Source organism: Acidobacteriaceae bacterium (assembly GCA_035944135.1).
GTDB lineage: Bacteria > Acidobacteriota > Terriglobia > Terriglobales > Acidobacteriaceae > Granulicella.
Genome location: DASZBM010000001.1, coordinates 606595 through 620089 on the forward strand (window position 1 = coordinate 606595; position 13495 = coordinate 620089).

Consider the following 13495-nt stretch of genomic DNA (forward strand, 5'->3'; position numbering starts at 1 on the left):
ACAAACTTAAGCGACTGTTCTTAGGGTGCCCCATTCGTCGGCAGCTTCATGGCCGATGAGTGGGCTTCCGAATGCGGGTGCCCCATTCATCGGCGGCTACTTCGCCGATGAATGGTTGAATGCCCCGGAACGCAGAAGAGCCTAACTCTTTTTGCGCCCTGCCAGCTTCTTCGTCGGCGTGCGTTTCGCCGGCTTTTTACTGGCGCCGCTCTTCTTCGCCGCAGCCTTCTTCGCTTCGGATTTCTTGGCCACAGCCTTTTTCGCCCCAGCCTTGCCATCGCCAGCGGGAGCCGCCGCTGCCTCGGAGATCTTCGCCAGCTTCGCCGCATGGCTCTCCAGGAGCTTCTCCAGTTGCCGGATCAGCACCGGCGTCTGCATCGGTTTCACCAGCATCCGGTCCGCGCCCATCTCCATCCAGTCGTCCTGCTCCACCGGGAATGCCGTCAGCAACGCCACCGCCGGATGGTACGGCGCGGTCCGCGCAGCCTGGATCACCTCGCGGCCGGCTGCATCCGACTCCATCCGCATGTCCGTGATCACCATCTGGTACTCGCGCGTCCGGATCTTCGTCCGCCCGTCGTGCGCGGAGGTCGCCGTATCCACTTCGAAACCCGATATTTCGAGCACCGCCTTCATCGTCAGCAGCACAGCCACTTCGTCATCCACCAGCAACACACGGCGTTTCGCCAAGTCAATCCTCCTCGGGTCCCCGGTCAGCTTGCTGGGTCATCCCATGCTGTACTGCAGTCCGCAGCCGCACTTCTTCAGCACTCAAATCCAGGGTGCCTGTATCCGCCCCATATTCTCAGCTTCGCCAGACGCACGCAAGCGCAAGGCCTCACAGCTCCCTGACTTGCACCGCCCGCGGCAGGCTGCCTGCCTCATTCAACTCTCGCCGATTTGCGGTCACGAATCTTTGGAACTGGTGGTTTCATCCGATGCGAAGGAGTTACATTCCTTTTACATCGCATCTCATGAGAGGGTGAGGTTGGATGCTACACTTAAACCCTCCCAGGACCCACGCGCCAGCTCTCGAAGGCGCATCCAACACCAATACAAAAGCCGCCTAGCCGGCGCGCTGGAGAACGCACTATCCCGCCACTCGATAAACGCTCGCAGAAGTCCTTCATTCGCACCAACGACCGTATCCGCGCCCGCGAAATTCGCGTTATCGATGAGAACGGCGAACAGCTCGGTGTTATGGCGCCGTTTGACGCGCTCAAGATCGCTCGCGAGCGCTCCCTGGACCTCGTCGAGATCTCCCCCAACGCGACCCCTCCTGTCTGCAAGATCCAGGATTACGGAAAGTTCCTCTACGAGAAGGACAAGAGTGACCGCGCCGCCCGCAAGAAGCAGAAGGTCATCGTCATCAAGGAAGTCAAGTTCTCCGTCACCGTCGACGAGCACGACTACCAGACAAAGAAGAACCAGGCCGTGCGCTTCCTCTCGGACGGCGACAAGGTCAAGGCAAGCCTCCGCTTCAAAGGTCGCCAGATGTCGCATCGCGACCTTGGCTACAAGATCATCAACCGCCTCATCGGCGACATAGGCGAAGCCGGCATTGTTGAGTTCATGCCCCGCATGGAAGGCACCACGCTCCACGCCATCCTCGCTCCGTCCAAGAAGGCGGAAGCCCAGCCGAAGCCGAAGCCCGCCGCTCCGCAGCCCCCGGCTGCCGCTTCCGGCGCAACGGCATAAACGCCCGCAGCGGCCTTGGAACCTGAAGAAAAGCCGCGCTCCGCGCGGCTTTTCGCCCCTTAATGAGACCGTGGGGCGGTGAGAAAAAAAGTGCCCCCCACCCGCTAACTCGCGTGAATCGAAGAGTTTAGCCGTAAGTAACTGAATCCAGATACTTTGCCAAAAAGTCCAAGGGTAAACCACCTCTTTTGAAGACTTTGCGCAAAAGCGGGGGGGAGGGGGGCAGGTCTACCCCCAATCATCCAGCGCCGCTATCGCTGCATTGAACCCGCACATCCCATGTACGCCACCGCCTGGTGGCGTCGACGCGCTACAGAGATAAATTCTCCGGCTCGACGTCCGATACGCCTTCAGCGTGGGCCTGGCTAGAATCTGCGCGAACGTCATTGCGCCGCCCGAAATATCCCCCGCCCGCAGATTCGGATTCATTCGCTCCAGCGCCGTCGCATTCCATGTTCTCCGCGCCAGGACACAATCCCGAAATCCTGGCGCAAACCGCTCCAATTGCGCCTCGATCACCGCCGTCCGGTCCTCATCCGACCAGCTCGGAACGTGACAGTAGGCCCACGCCGTATGCTGCGCTCTGCCCTCTTCACAGGCCGGCGCCCGCGATGGATCGAACAAGCTCGGCTGCACGACCAGCACAAACGGCCTGTCGTTGTGCCGCCCATTGAACGCATCGTCTTCCGACGCCACGATCTCCTCGAGCGATCCTCCCAGGTGCACCGTTCCGGCTCTCCAGCACTCGATCGCACTCCACGGAATTGGCTCGCTCAGCGCATAGTCGATCTTGAAAACACCCGGTCCGCGCTTAAAGTGCCGCAGCTTCGCACGATAACCCGGTGACAGCGCCTCACCCGCAATCGCATCCAGCGCGGCGACTGAGGTATCGAACAGCGTCACATCCGCCGAGCTCACCCGTCGCAACTCCTCAAGGCTGTTCACCTCAAAGTCGACGATGATCCTTCCACCCAGCGACCGCAGATAAGCGGCCAGCGCACCTGTGATCGACTGCGCTCCGCCCGCAGCGACTGGCCACCCGGTCGTATGGCCCGCCGTTCCCAGCACCATACCGGTCGCCGCACTCGCCAGTTCTGTCAGCGGAATTACCGCATGAGCCGCGAGCCCGCCAAACAGCGCTCGTGCCCGCTCTCCACTGAAGGCCGACCGAGCCAGCCACCGAGCCGGCAAGCCTGCAACAACCCCAAACATTGCTAGCGTCGCCGGATGCCGCGGCGCTCCAGCCAGCGGCTCCATGAACGCCTCAACCAGCCGGGGCCAGTCACGCACCGACGGCCCGAAGAGATTCCGCCAGGCTCTTGCATCGTGCTGCCCAAACTGCGCGGCTGTCTCATCCAGACCGTGCTCCAGCATTACGGCGGTCCCATCATCCAGCGGATGCGCGAGCGGCGCGGGCGGCTCGATCCACTCCAATCCAAAATCCTCAAGCGGAAGCGACTGGAACAAGGGCGAGGCTACGCCCATCGGGAAGCAGGACGACCCCACATCGTTGCGAAACCCCGGTAGTGTCAGCTCCGCGGTCGAGCACGCTCCGCCAATGCTCTCGTTGCGCTCAAAGACAGTCACCGCAACGCCGGACAGCGCCAGCGTTACGGCAGCCGCCAGCCCATTCGGCCCCGACCCTACAATGTTCGCAGTTCTCATTGGCATGGTCGTTGGATGCAACGCGCCGAATCAGACTACTCCGAAACGAAAAGCGTACCGGCTCGACGCCCGTCAGGCCCGGACCACCATCCTGTGGGCCTTCAGGTCCGAAAAAATCGGCAGCATGGTCGGTGCGGCCAGCAGTGCCGCCAACGGCAGCAGAAGCAGGAATCCCACACGCTGGAACGTCAGCGCACTCAAAATTCCACCTGCAAAAAACAGCAGAACCAGTGTCGACAGTTGCACCAGTCGCCGGCGATGCGCCAGCACCGGAACGTGCCCTGAGCTGCGATTCCAGTAGATCAGTTTGCCCAGTTCGATGCCAACATCGGTCACCATGCCGGTCACGTGCGTCGTGCGAATCTCCTTATGCGAGATCTTCGTGATGATCGCGTTCTGCAGGCCCATGCAGAATCCCATCAGCATCAACGTCGCGAACAGATGATTAACCCCGGCGAAAGTCGGAATCACCGCCAGCAGCACAGCCTCAAGGAACACGGGGACAGCAAACAGGCTCTCGCGATCACGCCTCCGCTCCCAGTTCACGAGTACGGCGCAGAAGGCCGCTCCCGCAATGAAGGATGCCAGGATCGCTGCTGGCCGCAGCAGCAGAATCGCGTACCCCTTTGTGCCGGCCTCCGCCGCGAGCGTCGCCACAATGCCCGACATATGCGACGTAAACTGCCGCAGCCCCAGATATCCGACCACATCCACCGCGCCTGCATTGAAGGCGAGCAGCGCCGCAAGCTGCCAGTTCGCGGCCTCCGTGCGTTCTCGCGCGGTCATGCGGCGCAGAGGCATGTCAGATCTCCCACTTCACCCGCACGGCCCGCTTACCAAGACGGAGTACTGGCGCGTCTCCCAGCGCCTCGCGCGAGATCGTGCGCTCAACAAACTTCTCTCCGTTTACCGAGACGGCGTTCTCCGCAAGCTTACGCTGCGCCTCGCCGGAGGACGCAGCCAATCCTGCGAGCACCAGAAGCTTCGGCAGCCGAACCATGCCGTCGGCGATGAGGCCCTCCGCGCTTTCCGCGATCGGTACCTCCGGTAGATCTTCGGCAACGCCGCGCTGCTGAAACTGCGTCGACCATCCCTGCGCAGCCTGCTCCGCTGTCTGAACACCATGGAATCCCGCAGTAATCGTCAGCGCGAGCTGCTTCTTGACGTCCATGGGATGCAGCGCACCGTCCTTGACGCGCTGGCGCATCGTGTCAATCTCCGACTGCCGCACGTCCGTCAAGAACGTCCAGTACTTCCACATCAATTCATCGGAGATGGACATCAGCTTGCCGTACACCTCGGCCGGCGATTCCTGAATGCCGATCGCATTGTTGAGCGACTTCGACATCTTCTGCACGCCGTCCAGGCCTTCCAGGATCGGCGTCATCAGGATGACCTGCGGCTTCTGGCCGAAGTGGCGCTGCAGATCGCGGCCGCGCATCAGGTTGAACTTCTGGTCTGTTCCGCCCAGCTCGACATCGCATTCCAGCGCGACTGAGTCATAGCCCTGCGCGATCGGGTAAATCATCTCGTGCAACGAGATCGGCTGTTCCTCCTGGAAGCGCTTATGAAAGTCTTCGCGCTCGAGCATCTGCGAGACGGTGAACTGCGCCAGCAGCTTCACCATGTCGTAGTAGCCCAGCTTGTCCAGCCACTCGGAGTTGAAGCGTACTTCAGTCTTTACCGGGTCGAGGATCCTGAACACCTGCTCGGTATACGTCTGTGCATTCACAAGAATCTCTTCGCGCGTGAGCGGCTTGCGCGTGACGTTGCGTCCCGTCGGGTCGCCGATAAGCGCCGTCGAATCGCCAATGAGAAAGATCACTGTGTGCCCTAGCTGCTGGAAGTGGTGCAGTTTGCGCATCAGTACGGTGTGACCGAGGTGCAGGTCCGGTGCTGTCGGGTCGAAGCCTGCCTTGATCCGCAGCGGCTTCCCCGTTTTGCGCGATTCTTCAAGCCGCGTCCGCAGAGCATCGACAGCTGCGCTGCTCGTGGCAGGAATCAGCTCCGCCGCGCCCTTGGTAATCAGGTCAAGCTGTTCGTCGACAGACGCGAATACGTGGAGATGCGGTTTGGGGTTCTCGATAGACATGTTTCTTCAAAGTATATGAGCGGTGGGCGGGGAAAGGCTTTGACGCCAAGGCCGCGACGGTGCGCAAAGGGACGCCAAGGCAGGCGACGGTCCCGTTCAGTTTCCTGACATGCGGTGTCAGGAGGCACGACCTATACTCCTCCGCATGGATGCCGAGCGAGCCCGAGCGTTTCTCCTCACGCTGCCGCACGTGGCCGAGACCCTGCAGTGGGGCGACAATCTTGTCTTCTGGGTGGGCGATAAATCCATAGGCGGCAAGATGTTCGCGGTCCTTAATCTTGCCGCGGACGCGCATGGCGTCATCTCGTTCGCCTCAACACCGGAGCGCTTTGCGGAACTGGTAGAGCAGGAAGGATTGAAGCCTGCTCCCTACCTTGCGCGGGCGCACTGGGTGGCCGCGGACAACTGGACTTGCCTGCGGCCGGCCGTGTGGGAAGCAGAGCTCCGCGATGCGAACGCAGTCATCTTTGCGAGGCTGCCGAAGCGGACTCGCGACACACTCCTGAGCACGCCGGCAAAGAAATCGCAGAAGCCGCTGAAGAAGCGTCGCGCGCTCTGATTAAAGCGTCGGCGTCGCCTTCGTGGTCCACACACTAGCGAACGATCCGCGATACGCGTACAGCAGCACAATTTCGAGGATGGTGACAACGATCGGGGCGATGATCATTGACGGAGCAACAGCGTGGAACAGGATATGGAACAGAAGAATGTTCACCGTAATCGGGCAGAGGATGCAAAGCCCGAACGGCGCCGTTCCGCCGAACAACACCAGCAGACCGCCGATCACCTGTAGCGCGGCCACAACCTGCGACCAGCCGACCTCGTGGAAGATGTTTACGAGATCGCCCAGCGGTGTGCCGCGCGGCGGCAGGGTCGGATGCATGAACAGCCCCATGCAACCAAAGAAGACGAAAACCAGGCCCAGCAAGATGCGGCAGACAAGTACGAGCACTTTCATCTGTTCACAACGCTCCTGTTCGAGATCTGACAGCATGGCCCGGGACTCTGCTGAGATGCGCGGCCGGCGCTAAAGTTGAGGCGCCTTTGCTTCTGGATTCGGATGCAGCACTGACGCAAAGCTTCGCCAGTAGACCGCGAGGAGAAACAGCTCAAGTATCAGCGCCAGAATCCCGAGCGCGTACCCGTGCGGCCACAGCAGCGCGTGATAGAGCAGGATGTTGACGATCACTGGCGCCAGCAGCGTCAGGCCCAGCGGGACGAACCGGCCCACCAGCAGTAGAATCGCGCCGACCAACTGCACGACCGCGACGAAGTTCATCCAGTGATGCGTGGCCATGATGCCGAACCAGGTGAGCGCATCGCCGGTGGGCAGCGGTGGATTGTAGAAGTGCAGCAGACCATTGAGGCCGAAGATCAGGAAGATCAATCCCTCGAGGATGCGCGCGCCGAGAATGACATATCGCATCGGCATCTCCTTCCGGCTGTGCTTTGTTGCTAGCCACTATAGCGAGATTCGTCGGCTATCGCACAAATATTGCAGCTGCGGCTTGTGGTTGCACGTGCGCGTGCAAACCGATAGTTTGGCCGACATGGGAACATCTGCATCGGGGCTCAATCTGTCGCTGACCGGGAAGGTTGCGCTGGTCACCGGCGGGTCGCGCGGTATCGGCGCGGCGACTGTGCGTTTGCTCAGGCAGGCCGGGGCGCGCGTGATCTTCAGCTACCGATCTGCTGAGGAACGTGCCCGCGCGCTCGTCGCGGAGTGCGGTGGCGAAGAATTCTGCCGGGCGATCCAGCAGGAGCTTGCCACGATCGAGGACGGGCAGGCACTCGTTCGTGCCTCGATTCCGGTTTTCGGCCGGCTGGACATCCTGGTGGTGAATCATGGCGTGTGGCCCGCCCATGATCAGGCTATCGAGGCGATGACTGACGAACAGTGGTTGAGCACGCTCGGGATCAACCTCGACAGCGTCTTCGGGCTGGTGAAGTCGGCTACGGCGCAGATGCTCGGGCAGCAGGCTTTGAACGGGGTCCGGGGCCATATCATCCTGGTGGCCTCCACGGCCGCCCAGCGCGGCGAGGCCTTCCACGCCGACTATGCGTCCAGCAAGGGCGCGCTGCTTTCGCTGACAAAGAGCCTGTCGTCGGAGCTCGCACCCCGGGGGATTTTGTGCAACTGCATCGCGCCGGGCTGGGTGCGGACGGAGATGTCGGCTGGAACCCTCGGCGATCCAATCGCGTCCAAGAAAGCGCTGGATCTTATTCCGCTCGGGCGTGCGGCCGAACCGGAGGAGATCGCCGGGCCCATCGTCTTTTTGTGTACGCGTTGGGCCGGCTTCATCTCCGGTGAGATCTGGAATATCAATGGTGGAGCAGTCCTAGTTGGATAGAGCTGAGTAGTCCTGGTCGGATAAAACAATGATGAATCGCAATCGCACGCTCGCTTTCTTCGTTCTCACACTTTGCTGGGTCGCATCGACACAGGCCCACGCGCAGGCCTCCGCGATCCCGAGCGCGCAGTCGTCACCGGACACGAGCGACCCGCAGGCCGGGCGCAAGCTGCTCGACAAGATGGTGGAGGCGCTGGGCGGGCAGGCGTGGCTGGACCGCACAGACTACTCGGCTACCGGCCAGACGGGTACCTTTTACAAGGGGAGCGCCAACCCGTATGTCACGCAGTTCGAGCGCTACGTGCGGCTGCAGCCGTTCGGCGAACGAACCATAATCGTGTCAAAGCAGGGCGTGTTCATCCCGACGACGAAGCGCGACGTGGCGGTCATCTGGACCACCGACAAGGGCTACGAGGTCACGTACAAGGGCAAAAAAGAGCTGCCCGAAAAGGAGATCAACGAATTCTTTCTGTACGAGAACCACTCGCTGGATAAGGTGATGCTTGACTGGCTGAAGCAGCCGGGCGTGCTCATCACCTACGAAGGCACGGAGTTGATCGAACGCAAGGTGGCTGACAAGGTGTCGATTCTCACGACGACGAACGACGGTGTCACGCTCGACCTGGACGAGTTCACGCACCTGCCGATCAGCCTGACGTTTCAGTGGCGCGACCCGACGTATAAGGACTTCAACACCGAGGTCCAGCAGTACAACGACTATCATCCGATCGAAGGCGTGATGACGCCGCTGACGCTGACCCGCCTGCATAACGGAGACATGACAAGCGAGGTCTTTCTGAAGGAGGTGCACTATAACGTGCACTTCCCGCCGGATCTGCTGGACCCGGACCGGCCGCTTGCGAAGAGTGCGAAGAAGTAGCCTCGAAACCCCGCAGGCTGGAACTTGATATCCTGACCCTCGCCATGAGTGATTCCCCCACACCAAACGAGGGCAAGCCCCAGCCAGCGCCTCACCACACGATGGACATCGTTGAGATCATGTCCATCCTTCCGCATCGCTACCCGTTTCTGCTCATCGACCGTGTGATCGAGATGGAGCGCAAGACGCGGATCGTCGCGATCAAGAATGTCACGGCGAATGAGCCGCAGTTCACCGGGCACTTTCCCGACTACCCGATCATGCCTGGCGTGATGACCATCGAGGCCATGGCGCAGGCCGGCGGCGCGCTGCTGCTGACCGAGATCCCTGACCGCGAAGACAAGCTGATGGTCTTCACCGGCATCGACGAGGCGCGCTTCCGCAAGGCAATCGTGCCCGGCGACCAGCTCCGCATTGAGGTGACGGTCGTGAACTGGCGCTCGCGGGCCGTGAAGATGCAGGGCGTCTGCACGGTGGACGGGAAGGTCGCCGCCGAAGCGACGATCACCTGCCAGCTTGTGCCGCGACCGGGCAGGAAAAAGCACGCTGAGCCGGCGACGACGCAGGCGCCTCAATAACGCATGGCCATCCATCTCAGCTCGATCATCGCGGAAGGCGCGGTCATTCCGGCGTCGTGCACCGTCGGCCCTTTCTGCACGATCGGGGCGAACGTCGTGCTCGGCGAAAACTGCGAGCTCATTTCACATGTCGTTCTCGATGGCCACACGAAGATTGGCGACCGCGTGCGCATCTTCTCCTTCGCATGTGTCGGCATTGCTCCCCAGGATCTGAAGTACAAGGGCGAGCCTACCGCGTGCGAGATCGGCGCGGATACCGTCATCCGCGAATCGGTGACTATTTCGCGGGGGACGGAAGGCGGCGGTGGCATAACGCGCGTCGGCTCCGGCTGCCTGATCATGGCGTATACGCACATTGGCCACGACTCGCAGATTGGGAATCACTGCATTCTCGCGAACGGAACCACGCTTGCGGGGCATGTCACGATCGAAGACTACGTCACCACCAGCGCCATGGGGCCGGTGCATCAGTACTGCACCATCGGGGCTTATGCGTATATCGGCGGCGGCACGACGATCACGCAGGACGTCCTGCCGTACTCGCTTACCTCCATCGAGCGCAACAATCACGCGTACGGGATCAACAAGGTTGGGCTGGAGCGGAAAGGGTTCACGCGTGAGGAGCTCAAGCAGCTCCGCGCCGCCTACCGGATCCTGCAGCACTCGAAGCTGAATACCGGCGAGGCTCTCGCCGCCATCCAAGCGAAGATCACGTCCGGTGAGTTCGGCGAAAAGGTCGCCTACCTCGTCGATTTCATCGCGAAGAGCGAGCGGGGCGTCATCAAGTAAGCTGGAGGGCCATGAGAAAACGTCTGGCTCTTCTGATCTTCGCGACGAGCGCTCTCTTCGCTGCGCATCTTCCAGCGCAGGTTCAAACCGAGGTCCCCGCGGTTGTGCCCGGCGCGAAACCCGTGACAGTCGAGCACATCAAGGTTCACGGCGCTTCACTTGAAGGCAATCTCGAAGGAGACGCGGTCGATCGCGACGTGTTCGTCTTCCTTCCACCCAGCTACGCGAAGGACAAGCACCGCCGGTATCCGGTCGTCTATGCCCTGCACGGGTACTCGATCGGCGCCGAGCAGTGGACGCACGAGATCCACGTTCCGCAGACGATTGAAGGCGCCTTTGCGCAGGGCGCGCGGGAGATGATCGTCGTTCAGCCCGACTGCAAGACTGTGCACAACGGCTGCATGTACTCGAGCTCGATCACGACCGGCGACTTCGAACGATTCATCTCGCACGACCTGGTCGCCTACATTGACGGGCACTACCGGACGATTCCTGACCGCATGAGTCGCGGCCTCGTCGGTCACTCGATGGGCGGATATGGCGCCACACGCATTGGCATGAAGCACCCTGACGTGTTCGGCAGCCTCTACATCATGAGCCCCTGCTGCCTCTCGGCACGCCCCGCGCACGCCGATGCCGTACTGGAGAAAACTCTCGCGGCGGTTAAAACGCCAGAGGACTCTGCGAAGCTCCCCTTCTTCGCTCGCGCCCAGCTTGCCAGCGCCGCAGCGTGGTCACCTGACCCGAAGAACCCGCCGCTGTACCTCGATCTGCCGGTGAAGGACGGCGTGGTCCAGGATGACGTTGTAGCCAAGTGGGCCGCGAATGCACCACTCGTCTTTATCGATCAGTACATCGACAACCTGAAGCGGTACCGCGCGATTGCGATCGACGTAGGCGACCAGGACAATCTGCGCACGGACACAGCGAAACTGCATGACGTCCTCTATACCTACGGCATCACGCACAGCTTCGAGCTGTACCACGGCACGCATACCAGCGCTGTCGCGGATCGATTCCAAAATCACGTCATGCCCTTCTTCAGCCAGAACCTGTGCTTTGAAGCGGGATGCACCGACAAACCATGAGGCGTGCGCGAGCCACTCCCATCAACCCCTCCAGGACCCTGCGAATGATCTCGATCCGTGTGCTCCTCGCTCTTGCGCTTCTGCCTGTGTTCAGCGCCTCTGCCCAGACAGCGCCTATCCGTGTTGCCATCGTCGGCCTTGTCCACGGACACGTCGACGGCTTCCTGCATGACCTGCCATCGCATTTCAACATCACGCTTGTCGGCGTGTCGGAGCCGGATGCCGCCCTTCGCGAGCGATACATCCAGCGCACGCATCTTCCCGCGAGCCTGTTCTTTTCGTCGGAGGCCGCGATGCTCCGGGCCACGCATCCGCAGGCCATCCTGGTCTACACCTCGACTGCCGGACATCTCGCCGCCATCCAACAGGCCGCGCCGCTGCACATCGCCGCGATGGTCGAGAAGCCGCTCGCCACCACCTATGCCGACGCGCTTGTCATCCAGCAACTCTCGGAGCGCTATCAAGTGCCCGTCCTCACCAATTACGAGACCACCTGGTACGCTTCCGATACCGCCGCGTACAACACGCTCGCGAGCGGCCAGATCGGCGACCTTCGCAAGCTCGTCATCCGCGATGGCCACAACGGCCCGAAAGAAATTGGCGTTCAACCCGAATTCCTCAACTGGCTCACCGACCCGCAACAGAACGGCGCCGGCGCACTCTTCGACTTCGGCTGCTACGGTGTCGATCTCGCCACATGGTTCATGCATGGTCAACTTCCGCTCACCGTCACGGCCATCACGCTTCACATCAAGCCTGACATGTATCCACGCGTCGACGATGACAGCACTATCCTGCTCACCTATCCGCACGCGCAGGCCATCATTCAGGGCTCATGGAACTGGCCGTTCAACGTCAAGGACATGCAGGTCTACGGCGCAAAGGGCTACGTCGACACTGTCTACCTGGACAAAGATCACGGGAACACCATCCGCCTTCGCCTGGAACACGACGCTACCGATCACACCGCGACTGCACCGCCGCTGGCCGCGCCGTTGGACAACTCGCTCGATTACCTCGCTGCCGTTCTCAATGGCACATTGCAGCCGCACAGCGACCTCACCTCGCTCGACACCAATGTCACGGTCGTGCGCATCCTCGACGCGGCACGCCAGTCGGCGCAGACAGGCCGTACCATCCGCCTTGCACACGAAACCCGCGCTCACTGAACATGCCTCAACCATGACCTCTACGGAGTTTCCGCTAAAGTGACCCTGCTATCGAAGCTCGCCTTTGTCGTCGCAGCCCTGCTCGCCTCAACTCCCTGTGTCTTCGCACAGACAAGCATCACGCCGCCGCTCCACACCAGCGGCACGCAGATCCTCGACAGCCGCAATCGTCCCGTCCAACTGCGCTCCGTCAACTGGTATGGATTCGACGAGAAGGAGTTTGTTGCCGGAGGCCTCGACCACGCGTCACTAAACAGCCTTGCGGACCTCGTGGCGCAGATGGGCTTCAACTCCGTGCGCCTTCCGTGGGCCAATGAAACCATCGAGCGCAATCCCATCGTCGCGGACTCGGCGGTCTCGGCGAATCCGCAGCTCCGCGGCAAACACAGTCTCGACATCCTGGACGCTGTCATCGCCGCGCTCACTCGCCGTCACATCATGGTCATCCTCGATGACCACATGAGCGACGCGGACTGGTGCTGCAGCGAGACCGACGATAATGGCCTCTGGTACAACGCTCGCTACCCTGAATCCGCCTGGCTAGCCGACTGGAAGTTGATGGCGCAGCGCTACAAGCAGAACCCATGGGTCATCGGCGCAGACCTCCGCAACGAGCTCCGTGCCGGCGCCGCCTGGGGTGGTCCCGATCCAAAGCTGGACTGGCACGCCGCCGCAGAGCGCGGAGGCGACGCCGTTCTCTCGGCAAATCCCAAACTGCTTATCTTCATCGAAGGCCCGCACTACTCCACGCGCTTCGACGCCTTCCCCAACCTGCCGGTCAACCTTGGCCTTCCAGACCGCGTCGTCATCTCACCGCACGCCTACTCCATTGGCCACACTTACAAGAGCTACGACGAAGCCGCGGCTGCCCTCGACCGCGAGTTCTCTCCGCTTCTAAGAGCCGAGCATCCTCTGCCCATCTGGGTCGGCGAGTTCGGCCACTGCACCATGAGCGCCTGCCAGGCCTACGGCAGCGAATGGCTCAAATGGTTCGCGCGCTGGGCCAACGAGCATCACATCGCCAACACAAGCTGGTGGGCCCTCAACGCTACTGAGTCCTCCGGCCGGAGCCGCACGCTCGGCGAGCCTGAAACGTACGGCCTCCTCACACTCGACTGGAAGCACGTCCGCTCGCCCGAAACGATCACCCTTATCCAGTCCATCCGTCCTTAGCGAGTCGTCATC

At 61.5% G+C, this 13495-nt stretch carries 15 protein-coding genes; 9 read left to right on the top strand and 6 right to left on the bottom strand.

Annotated elements, in window-relative coordinates; genetic code table 11:
• Positions 1-141: 141 nt before the first annotated feature.
• Entirely contained in the window at positions 142-690 is a 549-nt protein-coding gene (locus VGU25_02370) for a response regulator (GenBank protein ID HEV2576033.1), read from the bottom strand.
• 438 nt (positions 691-1128) lie between these two features.
• Between VGU25_02370 and infC the strand changes: the two genes are divergently transcribed.
• Positions 1129-1698 (top strand): translation initiation factor IF-3, encoded by a 570-nt coding sequence (gene infC, locus VGU25_02375; GenBank protein ID HEV2576034.1) that lies wholly within the window; start codon positions 1129-1131, stop codon positions 1696-1698.
• Positions 1699-1926: 228 nt separating this feature from the next.
• Here infC and VGU25_02380 read toward each other — a convergent pair whose 3' ends face one another.
• From VGU25_02380 to tyrS, 3 genes are all read right to left on the bottom strand, one after another.
• Entirely contained in the window at positions 1927-3363 is a 1437-nt protein-coding gene (locus VGU25_02380; GenBank protein HEV2576035.1) for an NAD(P)/FAD-dependent oxidoreductase, read from the bottom strand.
• A 72-nt stretch (positions 3364-3435) separates the two neighbouring features.
• Positions 3436-4164 (bottom strand): YoaK family protein, encoded by a 729-nt coding sequence (locus VGU25_02385; GenBank protein HEV2576036.1) that lies wholly within the window; start codon positions 4162-4164, stop codon positions 3436-3438.
• A gap of 1 nt (position 4165) precedes the next feature.
• Positions 4166-5455, bottom strand: a complete 1290-nt coding sequence (gene tyrS, locus VGU25_02390; GenBank protein HEV2576037.1) for a tyrosine--tRNA ligase — start codon at positions 5453-5455, stop codon at positions 4166-4168.
• Positions 5456-5600: 145 nt separating this feature from the next.
• On the opposite strand from tyrS, the gene VGU25_02395 reads away from it, so the two are divergent.
• Entirely contained in the window at positions 5601-6014 is a 414-nt protein-coding gene (locus tag VGU25_02395) for an MmcQ/YjbR family DNA-binding protein (GenBank protein ID HEV2576038.1), read from the top strand.
• On the opposite strand, the gene VGU25_02400 is transcribed toward VGU25_02395, so the two are convergent.
• Positions 6015-6413: a DoxX family protein gene (locus tag VGU25_02400; protein HEV2576039.1), complete on the bottom strand. Its 399-nt coding sequence runs from the start codon at positions 6411-6413 to the stop codon at positions 6015-6017.
• Between the two features lie 69 nt (positions 6414-6482).
• Positions 6483-6881 (bottom strand): DoxX family protein, encoded by a 399-nt coding sequence (locus VGU25_02405; GenBank protein ID HEV2576040.1) that lies wholly within the window; start codon positions 6879-6881, stop codon positions 6483-6485.
• A gap of 124 nt (positions 6882-7005) precedes the next feature.
• Here VGU25_02405 and VGU25_02410 point away from each other — a divergent pair, with 124 nt between their 5' ends.
• The 7 genes from VGU25_02410 to VGU25_02440 are packed head-to-tail and all read left to right on the top strand — an operon-like array spanning position 7006 to position 13483.
• Positions 7006-7806, top strand: a complete 801-nt coding sequence (locus tag VGU25_02410) for an SDR family oxidoreductase (protein ID HEV2576041.1) — start codon at positions 7006-7008, stop codon at positions 7804-7806.
• A 28-nt stretch (positions 7807-7834) separates the two neighbouring features.
• Positions 7835-8686 (top strand): hypothetical protein, encoded by an 852-nt coding sequence (locus VGU25_02415; GenBank protein HEV2576042.1) that lies wholly within the window; start codon positions 7835-7837, stop codon positions 8684-8686.
• A 44-nt stretch (positions 8687-8730) separates the two neighbouring features.
• A complete protein-coding gene (gene fabZ / locus VGU25_02420) occupies positions 8731-9264 on the top strand; it encodes a 3-hydroxyacyl-ACP dehydratase FabZ (GenBank protein ID HEV2576043.1) in 534 nt (177 codons plus the stop codon).
• A 3-nt stretch (positions 9265-9267) separates the two neighbouring features.
• The gene (gene lpxA, locus VGU25_02425) at positions 9268-10053 is read left to right on the top strand and encodes an acyl-ACP--UDP-N-acetylglucosamine O-acyltransferase (protein HEV2576044.1); all 786 of its coding nucleotides are present in this window, start codon (positions 9268-9270) and stop codon (positions 10051-10053) included.
• Positions 10054-10064: 11 nt separating this feature from the next.
• Positions 10065-11141: an alpha/beta fold hydrolase gene (locus VGU25_02430; GenBank protein ID HEV2576045.1), complete on the top strand. Its 1077-nt coding sequence runs from the start codon at positions 10065-10067 to the stop codon at positions 11139-11141.
• 44 nt (positions 11142-11185) lie between these two features.
• A complete protein-coding gene (locus VGU25_02435; GenBank protein HEV2576046.1) occupies positions 11186-12310 on the top strand; it encodes a Gfo/Idh/MocA family oxidoreductase in 1125 nt (374 codons plus the stop codon).
• 39 nt (positions 12311-12349) lie between these two features.
• Entirely contained in the window at positions 12350-13483 is a 1134-nt protein-coding gene (locus VGU25_02440) for a glycoside hydrolase family 5 protein (GenBank protein ID HEV2576047.1), read from the top strand.
• Positions 13484-13495 lie beyond the last annotated feature (12 nt).